This window comes from Vibrio sp. 10N.286.49.B3 (assembly GCF_002873395.1).
Taxonomy (GTDB): Bacteria; Pseudomonadota; Gammaproteobacteria; order Enterobacterales; family Vibrionaceae; genus Vibrio.
Genome location: NZ_MCUV01000018.1, coordinates 37,243 through 59,130, shown reverse-complemented (window position 1 = coordinate 59,130; position 21,888 = coordinate 37,243). Strand labels below are relative to the sequence as shown.

The 21,888-nt window shown below is 38.7% G+C and carries 19 protein-coding genes; 10 read left to right on the top strand and 9 right to left on the bottom strand.

Annotation, left to right across the window (positions count from 1 at the left end; translation table 11 throughout):
• Nucleotides 1-4: 4 nt before the first annotated feature.
• From BCU68_RS08300 to BCU68_RS08285, 4 genes are all read left to right on the top strand, one after another.
• Nucleotides 5-739, top strand: a complete 735-nt coding sequence (locus BCU68_RS08300) for an amino acid ABC transporter ATP-binding protein (RefSeq protein ID WP_102564317.1) — start codon at nucleotides 5-7, stop codon at nucleotides 737-739.
• The gene (locus BCU68_RS08295; RefSeq protein ID WP_102564316.1) at nucleotides 739-1,536 is read left to right on the top strand and encodes an amino acid ABC transporter permease; all 798 of its coding nucleotides are present in this window, start codon (nucleotides 739-741) and stop codon (nucleotides 1,534-1,536) included. Before BCU68_RS08300 ends, BCU68_RS08295 begins: the two co-directional genes overlap by 1 nt.
• 14 nt (nucleotides 1,537-1,550) lie before the next feature.
• On the top strand, nucleotides 1,551-2,366 hold the full coding sequence (locus BCU68_RS08290; protein ID WP_102564315.1) for a transporter substrate-binding domain-containing protein: 816 nt from the start codon (nucleotides 1,551-1,553) through the stop codon (nucleotides 2,364-2,366).
• A gap of 121 nt (nucleotides 2,367-2,487) precedes the next feature.
• Nucleotides 2,488-3,387 (top strand): amino acid ABC transporter permease, encoded by a 900-nt coding sequence (locus BCU68_RS08285; protein ID WP_102564353.1) that lies wholly within the window; start codon nucleotides 2,488-2,490, stop codon nucleotides 3,385-3,387.
• A gap of 96 nt (nucleotides 3,388-3,483) precedes the next feature.
• On the opposite strand, the gene BCU68_RS08280 is transcribed toward BCU68_RS08285, so the two are convergent.
• The 6 genes from BCU68_RS08280 to BCU68_RS08255 form a co-directional block, all read right to left on the bottom strand.
• Nucleotides 3,484-4,137, bottom strand: coding sequence for an RNA-binding S4 domain-containing protein (locus tag BCU68_RS08280; RefSeq protein WP_102564314.1), 654 nt, complete (start codon nucleotides 4,135-4,137; stop codon nucleotides 3,484-3,486).
• Nucleotides 4,138-4,244: 107 nt separating this feature from the next.
• The gene (locus BCU68_RS08275; RefSeq protein WP_102564313.1) at nucleotides 4,245-4,856 is read right to left on the bottom strand and encodes a glutathione S-transferase; all 612 of its coding nucleotides are present in this window, start codon (nucleotides 4,854-4,856) and stop codon (nucleotides 4,245-4,247) included.
• Nucleotides 4,857-4,896: 40 nt separating this feature from the next.
• On the bottom strand, nucleotides 4,897-6,534 hold the full coding sequence (gene yejF / locus BCU68_RS08270) for a microcin C ABC transporter ATP-binding protein YejF (RefSeq protein WP_241901311.1): 1,638 nt from the start codon (nucleotides 6,532-6,534) through the stop codon (nucleotides 4,897-4,899).
• An 8-nt stretch (nucleotides 6,535-6,542) separates the two neighbouring features.
• Nucleotides 6,543-7,595: an ABC transporter permease gene (locus BCU68_RS08265; protein ID WP_102564312.1), complete on the bottom strand. Its 1,053-nt coding sequence runs from the start codon at nucleotides 7,593-7,595 to the stop codon at nucleotides 6,543-6,545.
• Nucleotides 7,595-8,683 (bottom strand): microcin C ABC transporter permease YejB, encoded by a 1,089-nt coding sequence (locus tag BCU68_RS08260; RefSeq protein WP_102564311.1) that lies wholly within the window; start codon nucleotides 8,681-8,683, stop codon nucleotides 7,595-7,597. Before BCU68_RS08260 ends, BCU68_RS08265 begins: the two co-directional genes overlap by 1 nt.
• A 23-nt stretch (nucleotides 8,684-8,706) precedes the next feature.
• The gene (locus tag BCU68_RS08255) at nucleotides 8,707-10,509 is read right to left on the bottom strand and encodes an extracellular solute-binding protein (RefSeq protein ID WP_241901316.1); all 1,803 of its coding nucleotides are present in this window, start codon (nucleotides 10,507-10,509) and stop codon (nucleotides 8,707-8,709) included.
• Between the two features lie 250 nt (nucleotides 10,510-10,759).
• Here BCU68_RS08255 and BCU68_RS08250 point away from each other — a divergent pair, with 250 nt between their 5' ends.
• The gene (locus tag BCU68_RS08250) at nucleotides 10,760-13,093 is read left to right on the top strand and encodes a GGDEF domain-containing phosphodiesterase (RefSeq protein WP_102564309.1); all 2,334 of its coding nucleotides are present in this window, start codon (nucleotides 10,760-10,762) and stop codon (nucleotides 13,091-13,093) included.
• 4 nt (nucleotides 13,094-13,097) lie between these two features.
• Here BCU68_RS08250 and BCU68_RS08245 read toward each other — a convergent pair whose 3' ends face one another.
• Nucleotides 13,098-14,108 (bottom strand): diguanylate cyclase, encoded by a 1,011-nt coding sequence (locus BCU68_RS08245; RefSeq protein WP_102564308.1) that lies wholly within the window; start codon nucleotides 14,106-14,108, stop codon nucleotides 13,098-13,100.
• Nucleotides 14,109-14,133: 25 nt separating this feature from the next.
• Nucleotides 14,134-14,592, bottom strand: a complete 459-nt coding sequence (locus tag BCU68_RS08240; protein ID WP_102564307.1) for a hypothetical protein — start codon at nucleotides 14,590-14,592, stop codon at nucleotides 14,134-14,136.
• Between the two features lie 129 nt (nucleotides 14,593-14,721).
• Between BCU68_RS08240 and BCU68_RS08235 the strand changes: the two genes are divergently transcribed.
• A complete protein-coding gene (locus BCU68_RS08235) occupies nucleotides 14,722-15,381 on the top strand; it encodes a glutathione S-transferase (protein ID WP_102564306.1) in 660 nt (219 codons plus the stop codon).
• Between the two features lie 129 nt (nucleotides 15,382-15,510).
• Nucleotides 15,511-16,638 (top strand): HD domain-containing phosphohydrolase, encoded by a 1,128-nt coding sequence (locus BCU68_RS08230; protein WP_102564305.1) that lies wholly within the window; start codon nucleotides 15,511-15,513, stop codon nucleotides 16,636-16,638.
• 16 nt (nucleotides 16,639-16,654) lie between these two features.
• Here BCU68_RS08230 and cra read toward each other — a convergent pair whose 3' ends face one another.
• Nucleotides 16,655-17,647 carry a catabolite repressor/activator gene (gene cra / locus BCU68_RS08225; RefSeq protein WP_102564304.1) on the bottom strand — a complete coding sequence of 331 codons (993 nt, stop codon included), beginning with the start codon at nucleotides 17,645-17,647 and terminating at the stop codon, nucleotides 16,655-16,657.
• Nucleotides 17,648-17,939: 292 nt separating this feature from the next.
• On the opposite strand from cra, the gene fruB reads away from it, so the two are divergent.
• Genes fruB through fruA form a run of 3 tightly spaced genes read left to right on the top strand, consistent with a single transcriptional unit; the run spans nucleotide 17,940 to nucleotide 21,790 of the window.
• Nucleotides 17,940-19,073 carry a fused PTS fructose transporter subunit IIA/HPr protein gene (fruB, locus tag BCU68_RS08220; protein ID WP_102564303.1) on the top strand — a complete coding sequence of 378 codons (1,134 nt, stop codon included), beginning with the start codon at nucleotides 17,940-17,942 and terminating at the stop codon, nucleotides 19,071-19,073.
• A 1-nt stretch (nucleotide 19,074) separates the two neighbouring features.
• Nucleotides 19,075-20,043, top strand: a complete 969-nt coding sequence (gene pfkB / locus BCU68_RS08215) for a 1-phosphofructokinase (RefSeq protein WP_102564302.1) — start codon at nucleotides 19,075-19,077, stop codon at nucleotides 20,041-20,043.
• 16 nt (nucleotides 20,044-20,059) lie between these two features.
• Nucleotides 20,060-21,790, top strand: a complete 1,731-nt coding sequence (fruA, locus tag BCU68_RS08210; RefSeq protein WP_102564301.1) for a PTS fructose transporter subunit IIBC — start codon at nucleotides 20,060-20,062, stop codon at nucleotides 21,788-21,790.
• Nucleotides 21,791-21,888 lie beyond the last annotated feature (98 nt).

Here is a 21,888-nt window from a genome sequence, read left to right as displayed (position 1 = left end):
TAGCTTGCCTTTAACAACAGCTATCGTCAACTGCACGCAACTTCATAAGTGGTATGATGATTTTCATGCTTTAAAAAATATTAATCTCACCGTAAATCAAGGTGAGATCGTCGTTATTTGTGGTCCTTCAGGATCGGGGAAATCATCGCTTTTACGTTGTTTCAATCAGTTAGAGTCTTTTCAACAAGGTCAACTATCGGTTTTTGATCAGGATATTCAACAACACAAAATAGCCCCTGGAAGAGTTGGTATGGTCTTTCAGCATTTTCATCTTTTCCCACATTTAACCATTCTTGAAAATTTGGCACTCGCCCCACAGCGCACCTTAAAAATGTCTCGAATTGATGCACAACAGCGTGCAATGCACTATTTACGACGCGTTAAAATCGAAGAACAAGCTGATAAATACCCGATTCAACTATCTGGTGGGCAGCAGCAACGTGTCGCTATTGCCCGTTCTTTATGCATGCAGCCAGAGTTGCTCCTTTTTGATGAGCCAACATCCGCACTTGATCCAGAAATGATCAATGAAGTGCTTGATGTGATGATCGAGTTAGCCGATGAGAATATCACCATGGTTTGTGTGACGCATGAAATGGGCTTTGCTAAAAAAGTCGCCGATAGCGTTATCTTTATGGATCAAGGCGAGATCATTGAAGTCGCTCCACCAGCACAACTCTTCTCTAACCCTAAGAACGCTCGAACCCAGGCTTTCTTACAACAGATACTGACACATTAATGTTTAGCCGAATCGTTAAGCCAGTCTTATCAGCACTGACACAAATCTTAGTGCTACTGATTGCTATTGTTCTATTGCTCGACTCGGGTGCTAATGCCATGAATTACCAATGGCAATGGCAACGAATCGTCGATTATATTGCGTTTTATGAAGATGGTGAGTGGTGGTCGGCAGAATTACTGCAAGGCTTATTTATAACGCTAAAAATATCCGCAATAAGCTTAGTTGCCACCCTGCTCTTAGGTTTGACTGTCGCGCTCCTGCGTCTATCCGATTCTATCGTCGGTAGAACATTAGCTAAGTTGTATGTAGAAGTGATCCGTAATACACCACTGCTTGTGCAAATTTATTTACTCTACTTTGTCTTTGGTCCTGTGATTGGTTTGGATCGTTTTACCACTGCAATTTTAGCCTTAACACTCTTTCAAGGAGCGTATACCGCTGAAATATTGAGAGCAGGATTGCAAAGTATTCCTCAAGGGCAATTTGAAGCCGCACACACATTAGGTTTACCTCGTTATTCAACCTATCTTGATGTCATTTTTCCTCAGGTATTACAGCGTACGTTACCCTCATTAACCAATGAAGTGGTGTCATTAATCAAGAACTCATCCATTGTCAGTGTGATGGCTATCTTTGATTTAACCACTCAAGCACGAAATATTGTCTCAGAAACAGCAATGCCCTTTGAGATCTGGTTCACTGTTGCTGGCATATATTTACTACTTACATTATCACTGTCTGGCTTATCTGCATGGCTAGAGCACCGTCTTGGTGCTAGTTGGCGAAGTCAATAAAGGAGAACGAAAGCATGAAGCTATTTAAAACGGCAATCACCGCACTACTTGGGTTAGCAATTAGCCTTCCAAGTCTCGCGGCTCAATCACCTACCCCTAACTTAGACAAGATTAATGAACGCGGGACATTACGAGTTGGTATGTCCACGTTTGTTCCTTGGGCGATGCGTAATAAACAGGGTGATCTAATCGGATTTGAAATTGATGTAGCAAAACGTTTAGCACAAGACTCTGGCTGGAAAGTTGAATTTGTTCCTACGGCATGGGATGGTATTATTCCTGCCCTTCTTGCTCAGAAGTTTGATGTGATTATCGGTGGACTATCGATCACGGAAGCTCGTTCTAAAAGTGTTCTGTTTAGTGATGCCTATTCGCATTCAGGTGTTCAATTAGCAGCAAGTAAACAACTCGCTGAAGGCTTTTCAACGACTTCTGATTTTGATTCACGCCGCATTAAAATTGCCGCACGCCGCGGGGCATTTACGGTTCAAGTCGCGCGTGAAACCTTCCCTAAAGCAACGGTTTTGCAATTTGATGACGATGCTCAAGCCTTTCAAGAAGTATTAAATGGTAATGCGCACGCTGTTATCGCATCTAGCCCAAAACCAGAACATGAATCTATCCTCCACTCTGATGCCCTATTTATCCCCTTTACTGAGCGTTTATCACAGGGTAACGAAGCCATTGCCGTTCGCTTAGGTGAGACCGATAAAACCGAATTCTTTAACCACTGGATCCAAGCAAGAACTGCTGATGGTTGGCTAAAAGAGCGTTATGAGTACTGGTTCTCGACTTTAGATTGGCAAAATGAGATTGCTCAAGGACAGTAACGATTCCTAGCGTAGTCGATTAACCAAAGTCACTGACACCTTGAGAGTTATTCACTGTACCTTGATTAACTCTCGCTTTATTTATTTTAATTGAAGAACGCCATTTGTGCTAAAAAATGCGATGACTTTACCTGTAGAACCCAACTCACAGCATAGATTCAGCAAGCGACTTAATCGGCTTGATTATGGTCTATTGGTTATTGTCGCAATGGTGGTGATGTGGCTCATCTACCGCTCTTCTATTGGTATTAACTACCATTGGCGCTGGCAACAAACCATTGAACTGATATTTACCACTCGTTCAGACGGTAGCCTACCTTATTTCTTTCAAGGGTTTTTAGCGACACTGCGCTTAAGTGTTTGGGGACTCGCGCTTGCCTTAATACTTGGCACAGCTTTAGGTTTAGCGAGACACTCCAAAGTCGCTTTTTTTCAACTACCTGCCACGGCTTTTATACTTCTTGTCCGCAATATTCCACCATTGGTCTTTGTGTTTATTTTTTACTTCTTTATTTCCAACCAACTCATACCATTACTAGGTTTGACCGATATACTGCGTCATCACTCAGGCGATATAAATCCGATCCAAACTTGGCTTTTTGGACCGAGTAATTTATGGGAAAACTTACTTTCAGGTGTGCTGTGTGTTGGCTTGTTATCAGCGGCTTATATTGCGGAAGTGATTCGTTCAGGCTTGCAAAATATATCGAAGGGACAATGGGAAGCTGCCGACTCTTTGGGGCTCTCTAAGCTCGTTAAATATCGCTATATTATTGCCCCACAAGTGATAAAAAATAGCGCTCCGGCTTTAGCTGGGCAAACTATCTCTTTAATTAAAGATACATCGATTGTTTCTTTAATCTCAATTCAAGAAATGACGTTTGTGGGAACAGAAATCGCTAACTCTTCAGGACTTATTTTTGAGATATGGTTACTTGTTGGTGCGGCTTATTTGTTGCTATGTTCTGCGCTATCATTTCTATTTCAAATTATTGAAAAGCGTACACGATACTACGAATAGAGATAACAGCAATGCTAAGAAATAACACGGTGACCTATTTAAGATCACCGTGATTACTCGCTAAAACAAAATCATCATCAAGATGCAATCATCAGATTAGAAAAAGTCTATCGAGTTACGTCCACTCTTTGCATCACGCTCTGGCGCAGAGGTTGATTCTTGCTTCGCTTGTGGTGCTTTCTTTTTCTGCTCAGGTTTAGCAGGCTTGCTCTTCTTCGCTGATGCTGAGAAAGGGTGTGAAATATCTTTTGATTTCTCAGCTTTCTTGGCTTTTTCAGGTTTTGCTGTTTTTTCAGCTACTTTCGCCTGCTGCTGTTCAGCCTCAGCCGCTTGAGAAGCTTTTTTCTGCTTTCTTGCTTCTTTCTTCGCTTTTCTAGCTTTAATCTGAGATTCTCTATCTAGCCTAGCTTTTTCTTTTTGCTTCGCTTCTTTGTTATCAACCACCTCTTGTACTGGCTGATCGCAAACAACAACGTAGTATTCTTGGTTGAATTCAAAGAAGTCGCCATCATACATCTTACGACGTTTACGAGTTTCTAATTCACCATTGACTGCTACATAGCCTTCAGCAATGATGTGCTTTGCTTCACCACCGCCACCAACTAAGTTTGCAATTTTAAATACTTTATACAATTCAATTGGTTGGCATGTAACGTCGACACCGATAGCTTCAATTTCTATCTCTTCGCCTTCTTCAGCAAATTCATCCTCTGGCTCAATCCAATCGTCATGGTCTATTTCGTGGTTCATAGTAAACTCTGTAGTCATATTTTGCGGTCAGTGTAATAGTTATCGGATGAAATGACCAGATATACAACTAATATCCCGTAAATATGACGTGACATTGTCACTCGCTATTATACAAAAGCTTCTCTTTGTGATAGCTCATCAAACCAACGTTGGATATTAGGAAATAGCGTAAATACATCAATTTTCAATGCATTAATAATAAAGCCAATATATATATAAGCCGTAATATCAACGATGGTGAGTCGGTCTCCAATGATAAAGGTGTTATTAGCTAATGTTTTTTCTATCTTAGGTAATACCATTCTTACACGAGACTTGGACTCAATGCCCCACTCTTCAATGCAGTGTTCACGATCTTTATAGATCCCGGTAATATTCCGAAAAGCCTGAAAAGCAACATATAAGCCTTGTAACTCAACAACGCGGCTCCACATTTCAACTTTAGCTTGCTCTAACGCATCACGACCAAAAAGGTAGAGATTATTATCGTATACACCATTGAGATAACGACAAATCGCAACACTTTCACACAATAATGTACCGTCCGCTAACTCTAGCATTGGTACTTTGCCATTAATGCTTTTGCTGAGAAACTCCTCGGTTAAGTTTTCTCCATCTCTGACATTAACAGGCACTCGATCAATGTCTATTCCAAGTTCATTCATAAAAATGGCAACCCGGCGACAACTCGGTGTCATCTCAGCTTCATATAATTTCATTGTTATTCCTTTACAGTGTAAATTATCGAATATTACTCATCTAGAAGGTCGATAATGAAACCAACTGTTGAGTATATGGATGTTGAGGCTTAGCAAACATCTGTTGTGTCTCACCTTGCTCAATAATCTTTCCTTGTTTCATGACTATCGTATAGTGGCATAGTGATTTCACCACATTCAAATCATGACTAATGAACAAGTAAGTTAATTTATATTTTTCTTGTAGTGCTTTCAATAGATCTAACACTTGCGCTTGTACGGTTCGATCTAAAGACGAGGTTGGCTCATCGAGTAAGATAAACTCTGGCTTTAAAATCAACGCTCGTGCAATAGCAATACGTTGACGCTGCCCACCAGAAAATTCATTCGGGTATCGATGGCGTGTTTCTGGATCTAAACCCACCTCCTGCATAACATCACAGATCGACTGCTGCCACTTGTCATCAGAGAGTGATTGATGCACTCGTAGCCCTTCACCAATGACTTGTGCAACTGACATACGTGGATTGAGCGCAGAGAATGGATCTTGGAATACCACCTGCATGCGACTGCGATATGGCAGCATTCCTTTACGATCAAGATGTTGTAATTCATTGTCTTGATAATGAATCGAACCTTCACTGGTAATCAACTTTAAAATTGCCATTCCTGTCGTCGATTTACCTGAACCACTTTCACCCACCAGCCCTATTGATTGCCCTTGGTATAATTCAAAACTCATATCGGTGACTGCTTTAACATGCGAAACAACACGTTTAAATATACCACCGGTAATTGGAAACCAAACCTTAAGCTGATCAACGGTTAAAAGCTTAGTGGCTGCTTCATCGACTGTCACTGGCAGACCACGTGGATCAGAATTAATCAACTGCTGAGTATACGCATGCTCTGGTGATGAAAAGAGTGTTTGGCATTGATTGACTTCTAGCAATTGCCCCTCTTTCATCACTGCAACTCTATCTGCAATACGGCGAACAATACTAAGATCATGAGTGATAAACAGCATCGCCATGCCTAACTCTTGCTGTAGATCTTTCAATAAATCTAGTATTTGCGCCTGTACCGAAACGTCCAATGCTGTTGTCGGCTCATCTGCAATTAATAACTCGGGCTCATTAATGAGTGCCATGGCTATCATGACACGCTGTCTTTCCCCACCAGAAAGTTCATGAGGATAAGCCAGTAGTTTTTGCTCAGGGTCACGGATACCGACTTTATTTAACCAGGATAAGGCAAGTGCTTGAGCTTTTTGTTGGCGCATACCACGGTGGATAGCTAACACTTCAACTAACTGCTTACCTATCTTATGCAAGGGGTTAAGAGAAACCATTGGCTCTTGAAATATCATGCCAATACGCGCTCCGCGAATGCCACGCAACTCCCTTTCACTACACGCCATAAGATCGATACCATCAAAGTAGATAGAACCACTCAAATAGTGCGCTGAACCTTTTGGAAGCAGCTTTAACACCGCATTGGCCGTGACCGATTTACCGGAACCACTTTCTCCAACTAACGCTAATGTCTCACCTTTTTTTATCGATAATGAGATTGAGTCCGTCACTGGTGCAACGATCCCTTCTCGTTTAAAGCCTATCGATAAATTATCAATGTTTAGCACATCATGGCTTGTATGCTGCTGTGTTTTGTCTAATTGTGTCATTTTATTATCAGTCATGATCAGCACTACCTTTGCTGATGTGGATCGAATGCATCACGGACAGCCTCACCGACAAATACCAATAACGTTAGCATTAGTGATAAGACGGCGAATGCTGATATACCTAGCCACGGTGCTTGTAAATTTGCTTTACCTTGCGCTAATAATTCACCCAACGAAGGGGATCCTGCAGGAAGACCAAAGCCAAGAAAATCCAGTGAAGTCAATGTGGTTACAGAGCCAGATAAAATGAAAGGCATCATGGTTAATGAAGCGACCATAGCATTAGGTAACATGTGACGAAGCATTATGCGCTTATCATCGACGCCCATTGCTTGTGCAGCTCGGACATAATCAAAATTACGACAACGTAAAAACTCAGCACGGACAATACCGACCAGCCCCATCCAACTAAATAGCACCATAATGCCCAGTAGCCACCAGAAATTAGGTTCAACAAAGCTAGATAAGATAATCAGCAGAAAGAGCGTTGGCATGCCTGACCATACTTCAATGAAACGTTGCCCGAAGAGATCAATCCAACCACCATAGTAGCCTTGTGTTGCACCAACCCCAATTCCTATCACACTCGAAACGATCGTTAATACAAAACCAAACAGCACTGAGATCCTAAAGCCATAAATCACCCTAGCCAGCACATCTCGTCCTTTGTCATCGGTGCCTAATAAGTTGTGACGATCTGGAGCTGATGGAACGGATCCAACGATGTCATAATTGATCGTGTCATAACCAAAACGGATCAAAGGCCAAATAATAAAGCCGCTCTCTTCAATCAGGTCGATCACATAGGGATCGGTATAGTCCGCTTCGGTTTCAAACTCACCACCAAATTGGGTTTCACTATACTGCTCAACGATTGGGTAGTACCACTGGTTGTTGTATTCAATTAATAGCGGCTTGTCGTTTGCAACTAACTCAGCAAATAAGCTAAAGAAAAATAGAGCGGCGAAAATCCACATTGACCAATAACCACGTCGATTCATTTTAAACCGTAGCCAGCGGGCTTGAGTCATTGGATTTTTGAATCTAGGCTGAACACTTTTAGATACAGATGTCATTATCGAGCCTCAAAATCAATACGAGGATCAACCCAAGTATAGGTTAAATCAGAAATAATACTCAAAACCAAACCAAGCAGCGTCATAATATATAATGAGCTAAACACGACCGGATAATCACGTTGAATAGTCGATTCAAAGCCCAACAATCCAATCCCTTCCAATGAGAACATCACCTCAATAAGCATCGAACCCGTAAAAAAGATACTGATAAAAGCACTTGGAAAGCCGGCTATAATAATAAGCATCGCATTACGGAAAACATGCTTGTACAAAATGCCTTTCTCATCGAGCCCTTTCGCTCGGGCTGTTACCACATACTGCTTATTGATCTCATCAAGAAAAGAGTTTTTGGTTAGCATACTTAATGTGGCAAACCCACCAATGACCATAGCAAGAATAGGCAGAGTTAAGTGCCAGAAGTAATCGATAATTTGCTCAAACCATGATAACTGATCAAAATTGCTCGATACGAGTCCGCGCAGTGGGAACCAACTGAAGTAGTTGCCACTCGAAAAAACAATGATCAAAATAATCGCAAATAAGAAACCAGGAATGGCGTAGCCGACAATGATCATGGCACTAGACCAAATATCAAAACGAGATCCATGATGGATCGCTTTCATGATACCCAGCGGAATAGAGATCAAGTAGATGATTAACGTGCTCCACAACCCTAGAGATATGGAAACAGGCAAACGCTCTACGATTAAATCGATCACATTACCGCCTTTAAATAAGCTCTCGCCAAAATTAAAGGTGGCATAGTTCTTTAGCATTTCGAAGTAGCGCACGTGCAATGGCTTATCAAAACCAAATTGCTTACGTATCTCCTCAACGACTTCGGGATCGAGACCACGTGAACCACGATAGCCACTACTATCTGATTTTTCAGTTGCACCTAAATCAACTTCACTTCCCCCGCCACTGAAGCGTTCCATAATCCCAGAGTTATGCCCCTTTAATTGAGCCACGGCTTGCTCAACTGGACCTCCAGGTGCTATTTGGATAATAAAAAAGTTAATGGTTATGATCGCCCAAAGGGTCGGAATAACCAGTAACAAGCGCCTAAATATATACGCAGCCATTATTTTGTTCCTTTATCCTGCTTTTAGCGACGCTTCTCTGGAAGTAGGCGTGCCTTTTCTTCTGAAATCCACCATGTATCAATACCTAAATCGTAGGTTGGTAATATTTCCGGTCTTTCAAACTTGTCCCACATTGCAACTCGATACGCACTTAAATACCACTGAGGGATAATGTAATGGTTCCACTGTAAAATACGATCTAAAGAGAGCCCTAATGCTTTCAGTTTTTGTGGGTTTTGCTGATTCTCGGCAATGGCAATCGTGAGTTCGTCAATGACAGGATCCATAACACCTGCAGTGTTGTAAGTTGAATCAATGTAATGAGAGTTCCACGCTATCATCATATTTGGGCTTGGGTATGGGTTGGCTGAATATGCCGAAGAAACCATATCAAAGTCACGATCTCGTAATCGCTTGATATATTGTGTGGTATCAATGGTGCGAATGTTCATATTCACACCCATCAAACGCATATTTTTCTGAATAGGAATAGCTATGCGCTCAGTGGTCGGGCTATAAATCAACAACTCGAAACTAAGAACCTGCCCAGTTTCTTTATTGGTCATGACTTTATTATTAAGCTCCCAACCAGCTTCTTTCAATAACTGAAAAGCAAGGCGAAGCTGAGGACGAATTCGACCTGAACCATCAGTGACTGACGGTTGGTACTCATGTGTAAATACGCGTGCTGGAATTTGATCTTTAAATGGTGTTAAAACTTCCAACTCTTCAGCACTTGGTAGCCCTTTCGCTTCATATTCAGTATTTTGAAAGTAACTGCGTGTGCGAGTGTATTGATCATAAAACATATTTTTATTCATCCACTCAAAGTCCATGGCATAACTTAATGCTTCACGGACTTTAGGATTTTTAAAAATTTCATTTTGTGTATTGAATACAAACACCTGAGTACTTTCTGGCTTCTGATGTGGGATTTCTACTTTCTTAATGAAACCTTTGTCAAAATTAGCTCCAGTGTAAGAATTTGCCCAAAACTTAGCAGAATTCTCTTGGCGTAGGTCAAACTCACCCGCTTTAAACGCCTCAAGCATAACAGTGTCATCTCGGTAGTAATCATATTGGATCTGCTCGAAGTTGTTGCGCCCTACATTAACAGGTAAATTGCTTGCCCAGTAATCAGGGGTCAAGGTATAAGTCACACTCTGCCCTGGTTTGTAATCCATGACCTGATACGGACCACTACCTACTGGTGGCTCACTAAGTGGTTCAGAAAGCTTTCTCTCTTGCCAGAAGTGCTTAGGTAAAACACGTGTACTTTGAGCAAAGCTGAATAACTTTTCACGATTGGGCTCTGACATTTCAATACGAACCAGTAAGTCTTGTTTCGCGACAACAGATTGAATATCTTGGTAATAGACCCGATATTGAGGCACCCCTTCCGTCATGAACTTATCAAAGGTAAACGCAACGTCATGTGCCGTAATAGGTTTACCATCCTGAAAGCGTGCATTAGGGTTAATTTCCATTTCCAACCAAGAAAAATCGTCTGCATAACGGATATTTTTAGCAATCAATGGATAATAAGCATCTATTTCATCACTTGGAGAGAACATCAATGTGTCATAAAGTTCACCTGAATAAGCCGCAGCAACACCACGCGATCCAAAACGATTAAAGCTATCAAACGTCCCTACTTGCCCATAAGTGATTTTGCCATATTTAGGAGCATCTGGGTTTACATAATCAAAATGTGTAAATGAATCGCTATATTTTGCACTTCCAAAACCAACAAGGCTTTTCGTTTCAATTATTTGAACAGACTTATCCAGCACCACTTCTTCTGCAAATAGTTGTGAACAAAACAGACTCAAAGTGATCAAATGCAATGTTTTGTAGTGAATTGCTACCATTTATCTTCCCTTTTCTACCAGTGACTAAAGGTTTTTCTAGTATAGGACTAAATCTAACATCATGTTCTCATTAATAAAATATCTAGGTGATAATGTTTGAGTTTAAATCACTTTAATACATAAAAAATGAGTAAGCATATAAACAAAGCGTATATGTTTGTTTTGAACTAACATTAATAGGTTAATAGTGAAATGGCTGATATAAATGACTGTTTTAAAGAAACTTTACATCGTTTTAGTACCAATTTTGATTCTTGTCTTTGGCATATCTAGCCTTACTGTTGCCCACTTTATAGCAGCTCATGATGAGCAAATGATTAAAGAGCAACTGCATCATGAAGTCAGCCTCGCCTTAGTTGACAACTCATACCAAATCAAACTTATTTCTCTTGTCATGAAGAACTCTATCACTGCTATAAAAGAATCTTCTTCTCAACAAAAAAGCAACGATAACCCATTGAGTATGGGCAATATCCTTGACATCATGAAAAAGCGATCCTTTGAGTTGATTGATAATGCTGATCTCTATGTAATCAACCCTAACTTTAATGTTCTCTTCAATAAAAATAGTATCATTTCCAGTGATGTTGAAAACATACCCGATAATGTGTATAGCGCTGTATTTAATCATTACGCAAGTAATAGTGATAAGGATAATTTCTCTAATTATTCGTCTATTGATGAGACCATAAGAATCGTTAGGACAACCAATATGACTTTGACGACTAAAAATGGAAAAGAACACTTTATCCTTGCTATTGACATCCCACTGAAATCATTAAGTGCATTAATTGAAAAATATAATCATAACGAGTATATCAGTATAAATTTAAAACCAATAAACACGATAAAACCTGAGCATAACATTGATGATGGGAAAGTTATTATATCATTAATGGATGACTACTTCTTCATTATAGCTACTATTGATGACTATCACTTCATGCATAGTCAACAAAATATTTTATTCGTTACAGCTGGACTGTTCTTTTGCTTGTTGGTTATTATCTTAACTCTTATTTACTCAATCATAAAACATCAATTAATAATTCCTATCGAAAAGCTACTCAAAAGTATATCCCTTGGTAACTTACAACTTCGACATTTCCATCGCTCATCTGATAAAAATGAAATTGCCCTTCTTAATAATGCTTATATTGATTCACTCACTGGGATTAAGTATGAAGCAGAGTTTGATCAACTGACAAGACTCGCAAATAGACGTTCATTTATTAAGTATTTATACTTTACTCTCGCCAATAAATCCCCTTCAAAATATGCGATCATTTGTTGGGATATCATAGACTTCAAAAAAGTCAATGATTTATATGGCGAAAAATTCGGTGATACTGTCTTAGTGAGCTTTGCTAACTCACTAAGACAGATCATTTCACAGCAACAATCTTCTTACGGTCTTAACTGCAATGAATATTCAATTGCTCGACTTTCTGGTAATCAATTTATTGCTTTAGTTAAAGTTAACAAACGAAATAATATAACGAATAGCATTGCTAATCTAAATGAGAAAGTAGTAAAATTAACGACAATTGATAAGTACGATTTAAAAATTAAACTCGCATCGGGTTTTCTTCCTGTCGACATCACTGATTTCAATAAACTATGGAATCGATGCATTGATGAGATTTTCATTGAAGGGAAAAAGTATGAAAAACAAATTATTATAGGTGAAGATTTAATTGATACCATTAAATATAGAGATGAAATAGAGAAGAAACTGATAGCTTGTTGCGACAACGATGACTTCGATCTTCAGTTTATGCCCATTGTTAAAGCTAACTCACTAGAAATAGATGGTGCTGAAATATTAATTCGTTTACCTAAAAAATATAACACTATAGGGCCTGATACTTTCATTCCAATAGCTGAAAGATGTAAATTGGTCACAAGAATAGATTTATGGGTGATTAGGAAGTCAATTCTATGCTATAAAAACCTTTCTCTAAAATATGGCTTTCAAGGTACTATTTCGATTAACATATCGGCTTTAGAACTGTATAACAGACATTTTCCGGAAACTGTAAAAGAAATTTTGGATCAACATTCTATTGACCCAAGCAAAATAATCATTGAAATAACTGAAACGACTTTTGTTAAAAGCTCTCAGTTAACTATAAATACTATTAACTCTTTACGTAGTTTTGGAATGCAAGTTTCTCTCGATGACTTTGGCACTGGTTACACAGCTTTCAACCAATTATTAAACTACCCTGTCGATGAATTAAAAATAGATAAAACCTTTATTGATAAAATCTTGCTTGATAATTACGATAGTGCCATGATCACATCTATTATCTCCCTAGCGCAATCAAGTAATGCGACAACTGTAGGTGAAGGTGTTGAGAGTATAAAACAGCTTAAATATTTACAAAACGTGGGTTGTGACAAAATACAAGGTTACTTATTTTCAAAACCACTGAGTTATCACGGTTTTTTAAAATTTATTACTCGCTACACACCTGATCAATCACTCATTAATAAAGCAAGTAACTGTGATAGAGTGATTAATATGAAAAGGTAAAGTGTTACATTTCATGTAAATATCTTAGCACTTGCTCAGCCGTCGTTGAATATCTGAAAATCACATTAGCATCAACAAGTAATTCAATATTACCAACACTAAATACATCACTGGTTTTTTTCTTTATCCTTTCAACTGTAACGTGCTCTAGCGTTCCTTTTTCAAGAATTAAAACAAACTGTCTACTACTAAATCGATAACCATCAACATGCACAGGCATTGATAATATCAAATCATTAACGTAAGTAGCTAGAACCATATCGCCATATTCAATCCCATACTTTAGGTTTATTTCAGATATATTTTTCAACTTAATAGAAATCAAGTCAAATTTATCTCTATCCATCGAACTCGTCTCAAATTGACTAATTAATCCAAATCGAGTCCCTAACCCAGTCAACTCATCTTTTAGTACCTGATTTTTATTATGTCTATATTCAAGATAAAAAGTAATCCACAATAAAAAAATACACACTAAGCATATGACAAAGCTTAAATTCAGTATCAAGACCATTTTTTCATGTTTATGATTATGTTTTTCAACTAAAGGGTTCTGAACTCTAAAGTTATCTCTTACAAAAAGCCATAAATCTAAATAAGTTAACTCAATTTTCTTAATTAGATTTTCTTTTGCTAGCCCTCCGGACTCAACCATTTTAATTGGCATCTCTAAAGTTTGGTGTTCCATAAACAAGCCAGTAAAGTAACTTTCAAAATCTGACAACTGAATAAAATTCTTTGACTCCTCACTATGCAAAATTATATCGAATCGACTCCAAGTTAAATCGTAAGCCAAATTTAACTCATCAAAATTGATAGGATCTTTTTGAGATAGCATATAAAATCCCGCATATTCTTTTATCAACTGAAACATAAACCAATTTCCTTCATTCGCTCTTACATTGATTTGTTCATGTTCGTTATTGATATGTTTTGCGGTTGAAAAACTTACAACTATGCTTATTCCTAAAATCAATGCAATAATAGTTTTTATACATAGATATGACTTATTCATTTACTATCCCTCGATATATTATACATTAATAAAATATCTCTTTAATTTGCCATATCATTTTTTCTCTATAATACATAGTGTCTATTTCTTTATACTCAGACAAAGGGAATATCAACCAATATGGGCCTTTATCCCTAACACTCATAAATTGACCATTTTTTTTAATCGCAATTATTGGGCTATACTCTAAAATATCTTCTCTCGGTACACTGACTTGATAATCATTTAATGCAATTAAAGTAATTGTGTCTGGTATCTCTTTTTTTATTAGGCTAAATATATCGCCAATTAAAACTCCTGAGAACTCAGTTTGTCCTTCAACCCATGGTAACTCAGTTACAATCACCTTTTGTGGTAGCGATAACAGTTGCTCTTGTGAAACCGTATATGAAGAGCCAAACTCTTGTAGTAACTTAAGGTCAAAAGCCTTTGATTGAGCGGTTAAACTCCAAGCTAAAGTTAACAAAAAGAGAAGAGTTCTCATGGTAGATCCCTATATTTATCAATTAATAGCAAAAGTATAGAAAACAGAGATCAATCATGCCAAATATAATCAGCAATAAACCACAATTGAATCTATATTTACATCGACGGTACTTAGAGAGTTAAAGGTATGGCACAATTACTTGAACCCCTTCCTATCCTGTATTCACTTCGCTTTTGTCCTTATGCTATGCGAGCAAGATTAGGTTTACTGGCAAATCAGCATACTTTTATTCTTAGGGAGGTTAATATGAGTCACTTACCTATGGAAATGATAAGTTGTTCATCGAAATCAACAGTGCCGGTTCTGCAACTACCCGATGAAGTAGTAATAGACGAGAGTTTAGATATTTTACTTTGGAGCTATAGCTACATTGACCATTGCACTGTCGATCAACGGCAAGCACAATTGCAGTTAGTACAACTTCACGATAACGAGTTTATTCCTAACTTAGATCGCTATAAGATTGCAGCACGCTACCACCATGCCGACAAAGATGACTACCGCATAGAGTGCTATCAATTACTCATTCACTTAAACCAAAAATTGCAAAATAATCGATATTTATCAGGTGGCTCAGCTGGTCTTGCTGATTATGCGATCTTGCCTTTCGTTCGTCAGTTTTCACGAGTAGAAAGGCGGTGGTTTAAATCACAACAGCTTGATTTAATTGAACAGTGGCTGTCCTCTATGTATCAAACCCCGATTTACCATGCTGCAATGTTGCCGCACGTAAAATGGCAACCCGGTACAGAGGAAAATATCATTTCTGCGATCAAAGTTAGATAACTATAGTTATATTTAATATTTGATATGCAATTGCATTACTTTTCAATATATCGAACTATACTTAATTAGATAAGCACCATGGTGTTATCGGTGCTCATTCCAGTCAAATAAGTTTGGAGATGAGAAGTCATGGTAACGATAGCAAAAAGTGAATCAAAAATTCAAATTGCGTCAATCACTACTAAATTGAGCTATATACAAGACGATCTACAGGTTAAATTTCCTCACCTGCAACGTGTATCGTTTGCATTTTATGATTCAAGTAGTGATAAGCTATCTACCTACGCTGAAAGTGCGTCGTCTCACTCAACAATGAATTACTATGAAACGCGCATCGATAACACCAAGTCGCTATGTTCGCTTGCGGAGCAAAACAAACCGCGTATTTTAGGGAATATTTCACAACAAGTGACACCAGACTCTCAACACTCTCGTTGGTTGCTTGAGCAAGGCTTTAACTCTTCTCTTACTGTACCTATTTTCAATCAAAAACAGTTTACCGGTTTCTTATTTCTAGATTCGGCGGGAAGTAACGATTTTGAATATTGCACAGACCGAGTAATTAAAGAGTATATTGATGACTTGCAAGAAAAGTTCTCATTAGACTTAAATATTGTTAACCGTATTTTATCTCATGCTAATGAAAGAAAGAATATGGCTTCTGGTTATCGGTCTGAGAGCCAATATCATCATCTGCGCTTAAATGCTTATATTCGCATTTTATCACAAGAGCTCGCCGAACATTATCAATTAGGTCATGAAGTTATTCAGAATTTAATGATACTCTGTCGGTTACACGATATAGGAAAATCATCCTTATCTGAGCAACAATTACTCTGTCGTAGTAATATTTCAAACGAGGATAAAAATACCATTAAGCAGCACTTAATCAATGGTGTGGGTATCATTGATGAACTTATTGACCAAACTGGCTCACCTCAGCATTTTGACATTAATATGTTAAAAAATATCATTACCACCCAGCATGAATATTTAGATGGCTCTGGTTACCCTAATGGTCTCTCTCACGCCAGTATTTCTATACCAGCGAGAATAATGAAAGTTGCTAATATTTTCGATAATCTAACCAGTCATAGACCATACCGACAAGCAGGTTCCGTTCCAATGGCATTAATTCAATTAGAGCGACTGGCTAGTGAAGGTAAGATTGATGAGAATTGTGTAGAAGCGCTCAGAGAGCATCAAAATGAACTAACAGCTATTATTGAACAGTACCCAGAAAAAGATGTTCTCTGAGTACTTTTACAATTCACTAGTGTCTAACTATTATTTTTCGTGCAATTAACTCGACACCTGGTTGATAGCGTTTAGCCGATGCATTTAATGCTAACTCCATTGCACTATCTGCAATCATTTCAAATTGCTGAGGTAATGAGTTTACCTTAATAGGGATAAAATCTAATAATCGATTATCACCAAATGTGCCAAGTTTAATTTTAGACATCAACTCTGGCTTTTCAAATAGCACATCAAGCACACCTTCAAGCAAAGTATATGATGTTGTGATTATTGAATCAGGAATAATGCCATTAGCTATCCATTGCTTAAATACAGCGCTTCCAGATTCTCGGTTAAAGTGATCGCCATAGCCAATGACACAATGCTCTAGCAGATTCAATTTTCTCTTTTGACACGCTGATTCAAATCCCAATTGACGTTCATGTGAAATATTTAATTCTGGTAATGCCCCTATCAAACCAATACTTTTTACCTGCGGCGTTAGTACCGAATCGGTTAAATCATAAGAACTACTAAAATCTTCACTAATGACGCATGAAAAATATTCATCATCTAAAGGTCGATCAATTGCAATAACAGGGGTACCTGATCGCTGCAGTTTCAAATAAAACTCACTAGCCTGCGGAATAGAACTGGCCACAAATAAAGCATCGATACGACGACTAACTAAAGCTTCTGCTACTTTAATTTCTGTTTCAGGTTCATCATCTGAACACCCTATCAAGATTTGATAGCCTGCACTTCTTGAGTTTTGCTCAAGAAGTTTAGCCAAACGTGCATAACTTGAGTTTTCAAGATCTGGAATAATAAGCCCGAATGAACGACTATGCCCAGCCCTTAGCGATGAAGCGGCATGATCGGGTCGGTAGTTATACTCTTCCACAACTGCCATCACTTTTTTTTGAGTCGCTTCGCTAATGCGATATTTTTGTGCTTTTCCGTTAATGACATAACTAGCAGTTGTTTTTGAAACTCCAGCTAATTTTGCAATATCATCAAGTGTCATATCATTAAACCTTTAATTGTGCGTTAGATCATATTTACTTACATTTGATCTTACCAATACTTGAATTATACGCTGAACCGATTCAGTATTGTAGCTGAAATGATTCAGCTACTAGTAAAAGTGTAAACTAGATCGCAATTTTAACTATCTAAATAATATTATTAGTTAACTCATTATTGACTATACTCTAAAAAGTAATTTTTGATCCTGTATATCAAAATTTGCTTTTTTTACACCCTCATGCTGAATCGTTTCAGCTAAAACCAATATCGCTGATAGCTAAAGAGGCAACATGCTAAAACTAACGAATGAAGATATACAATTACAACAATCTGCCGCAGATAAATTTATTGCAATACGAGCTTTAGCCGCTGATCTAACTCAGAAAGGATTTGTTGGTGAAGGTTATGTTGAAGGTATGCTCAACCGTGAGGGGCAAAACTCTACTTTCTTGGGAAACGGTATAGCTATTCCTCATGGCACCACCGATACGCGTGATCTAGTAAAACAAACGGGTGTTGCCATTCATCATTTTCCACAAGGTGTTGACTGGGAAAATGGTAATACGGTCTATGTTGCTATCGGGATTGCAGCTAAATCAGATGAGCATTTAGGCATTTTAAAGCAGTTGACCAAAGTTCTCTCTGCCGACGGTGTTGAAGAACATTTAAAAAATGCACAAAACGAAGAAGAAATAATTGCATTGCTAAACGGTCAAGTTCAACTAGAAGCTGATTTCGATGCAGCACTAATCCAACAACTCTTTCCTTCTAGCGATATGTTACAAATGACTGCCGTTGCAAGTGGCATGCTAAGAAACACCGGCTGTGCTGAGAATGAATTTGTTGCTGATATCGTCACTAAAAAGCCAACACACCTTGGGCAAGGTCTATGGGTCACCGCAAGTAATGTGGCAACAAATCGTACTGGTGTTGCCTTTGTCTCTACTGCCAACGATTGTGAGTATGAAGGGTTACCAGTTAAAGCTTTGATTGCTTTTGCAGCCTGTAATAATGCTCACCAATCTATTTTAACGACTTTAACACAGCTTGTTTTTGAAAATAAACAGGCCTCTTTATTTAGCGCTACGCCTGAGCAACTCATTTCTATCTTAAAAGGGGAAGAGTCAGCCCCAGCAGGAAATGATGATAATACGGCTACTTTTATCATTAAAAATACCCACGGTCTTCATGCTAGACCTGGAGCGATGTTAGTTGCTGAAGCGAAGAAATTTGAGTCTAAAATTGTTGTTACCAATTTAGATGGTACTGGTAAGCCTGTAAATGCAAAAAGCTTAATGAAAGTTATCGCCTTAGGTGTGAAGCACGGTCATCAACTTCAGTTCAGTGCTGATGGTGATGATGCTAAACAGGCATTAGAAGCGATTGGTAATGCTATTGCTGCAGGGCTTGGAGAAGGAAAATAATATGGCCTCTTCAAAAGTAACCAACAAAGTAGTCACCATTACACTCAACCCAGCTTTAGATTTAACAGGGCAGCTTGGTACATTAACAAAAGGAACTGTCAACCTTGTTTCTAGCAGCTCTATTCATGCTGCTGGTAAAGGCGTTAATGTCGCTAAAGTACTTAGCGATCTTGGTGCTGATGTGACAGTTACTGGATTTTTAGGCAAGAACAACCCTGAACTTTTTCAGCAACTTTTTCACGATATCAATGCTAAAAATGAATTTATCTATGTTGATGGTTCAACTCGTATCAATGTAAAGCTTGTTGAGGATAATGGTGAGGTTAGCGATCTTAACTTCCCTGGCGTTCAAGTAACGTCACAAGATATAGCCAACTTTGAAGCAACGCTTATCCGTTTAGCAAAAGAGCATGATTACTTTGTTTTTGCTGGGAGCTTACCAAAAGGAATTACGCCGAGCCAATCAGCAAAGTGGATTCAGTTATTACACGATCTAGGCAAAAAAGTAATCTTTGATAGTAGTCGTGAAGCTCTCGCAGCAGGCTTAGAGTCAAAGCCATGGTTAATTAAACCTAACGAAGAAGAACTAGGTGAGTTCATTGGTAAGAAATTAACAACTCCTGAAGATTGTCAGCATGCAGCACTTGAATTATCAGATAAAGGAATTGATAACATTGTTATTTCAATGGGTCCTCAAGGCGTAATGTGGCTAAACCAAGGTGAATGGCTACAATCCCAACCTCCGCGTATGAAAGTCGTTAGTACTGTAGGTGCTGGTGACACATTAGTGGCTGGTTTATGTTGGGGGCATATGCAAGCTATGGATAAACCATCACTTCTTAAGCAAGCGACTGCCCTTTCAGCATTGGCTGTTTCACAAATTGGCGTCGGTGTAGCGAACACAAATCAATTGAACGACATGATTCAACAAATCCAATTACAAACTCTTTGCTCTGCACAAAGTAAATAAGAAAAAGGTCAACATTATGAATATTGCCATCTTAACTGCATGCCCAAGCGGCATAGCAAATAGCATCATTGCTGCGGGCCTGTTAGAGCGCGCAAGTAAATCTCTTAACTGGAATGCTGACATTGAGTGCCAATCAACGGTATCCCCGACAAATGAGCTCACTGCTGAACAAATAGAGAAAGCAGATTTTATTGTTATCGCAGCCAGTGTTGACATTGAACTTTCTCGTTTCAAAGGTAAAAAAGTATACCAGGCTGATATCTCCGAATGCACAACTGACAGCGTTGCTTTTTTACAACAAGCTGCAGAAAAAGCAGTAACACTGACTAATGTTGAAAGTAAACAGACTCCAGTAGCCAACGATCAATCTCAGAAAAAAATTGTTGCCATTACTGCTTGTCCAACAGGTGTCGCTCATACCTTTATGGCTGCTGAAGCGCTGGAAAATGAAGCGAAGCGTCAAGGCCATCATATTAAAGTTGAAACGCGCGGATCAGTAGGGGCGAAAAACCAACTTACTGATCAAGATATTCTAGAAGCCGATCTTGTTATTATTGCTGCAGATATCGATGTGCCTCTGGATCGTTTTAATGGCAAGAAATTATATAAAACAACAACGAGCCCAGCGTTAAAGAAAACAAAAGAAGAAATGAATAACGCATTTTCTCAAGCTGAAACTTATGCTCATTCTGGTAGTTCTTCTACTGCTTCAAGTAGTGATGAGAAAAAAGGCGTTTATAAGCACTTAATGACAGGTGTATCTCACATGCTTCCTGTTGTCGTTGCTGGGGGCTTGATCATTGCTTTATCTTTCGTTTTTGGTATTAAAGCATTTGAAGTTGAAGGCTCACTACCTGCTGCATTAATGAATATTGGCGGCGGAGCAGCATTTGCATTAATGATCCCTGTATTAGCAGGTTTTATCGCTTTTTCTATTGCTGACCGACCTGGTTTAGCACCTGGTCTAATTGGTGGGATGTTAGCAAGTACATTAGGAGCCGGTTTCCTTGGTGGTATTGCAGCTGGTTTTATTGCCGGTTATTCAGCAAAATTTATTGCCGATAAGCTATCTCTGCCACAATCGATGGAAGCATTGAAACCAATTCTTATCATTCCATTTATTGCCAGCTTATTTACTGGTTTGGTAATGATTTATGTCGTTGGCACGCCTGTTGCAAGTATTATGGCTGCAATGACCGAGTTCTTAAACAACATGGGTTCAGCAAACGCAGTATTGCTTGGTGTTATTCTCGGTGCGATGATGTGTTTTGATTTAGGTGGTCCGATTAATAAAGCCGCTTATACATTTGGTGTTGGTCTATTAGCATCACAAACTTATGCGCCAATGGCTGCCATTATGGCCGCAGGTATGGTTCCGCCTCTAGGTATGGGTTTAGCGACATTTTTAGCTAAGAAAAAGTTTGCAGCAAGTGAACGTGAAGCTGGTAAAGCTTCTTTTGTTCTCGGTTTATGCTTTATTTCAGAAGGTGCTATTCCTTTTGCGGCAAAAGATCCAATGCGTGTTATTCCTGCATGTCTCTTAGGTGGCTCATTAACAGGTGCATTGTCAATGCTGTTTGGTGCAAAACTGATGGCTCCACACGGCGGATTATTTGTACTTGCCATTCCTGGCGCGATTAACCATGCATTGATGTACCTTATTGCAATTGTTGCTGGCACTGTCGTTACAGGTTTAACTTATGCTTTCATCAAAAAAACAAATGAAAGTGAAGAAGCGAATTCATAATTAATCGTTAAGTCACAGCCTTTCACTGCCAACATCCACCTTAATTGCATTTCTTCGCCAATTAAGGTGGATGTTTTTTATACTCTACTCCTTCATTT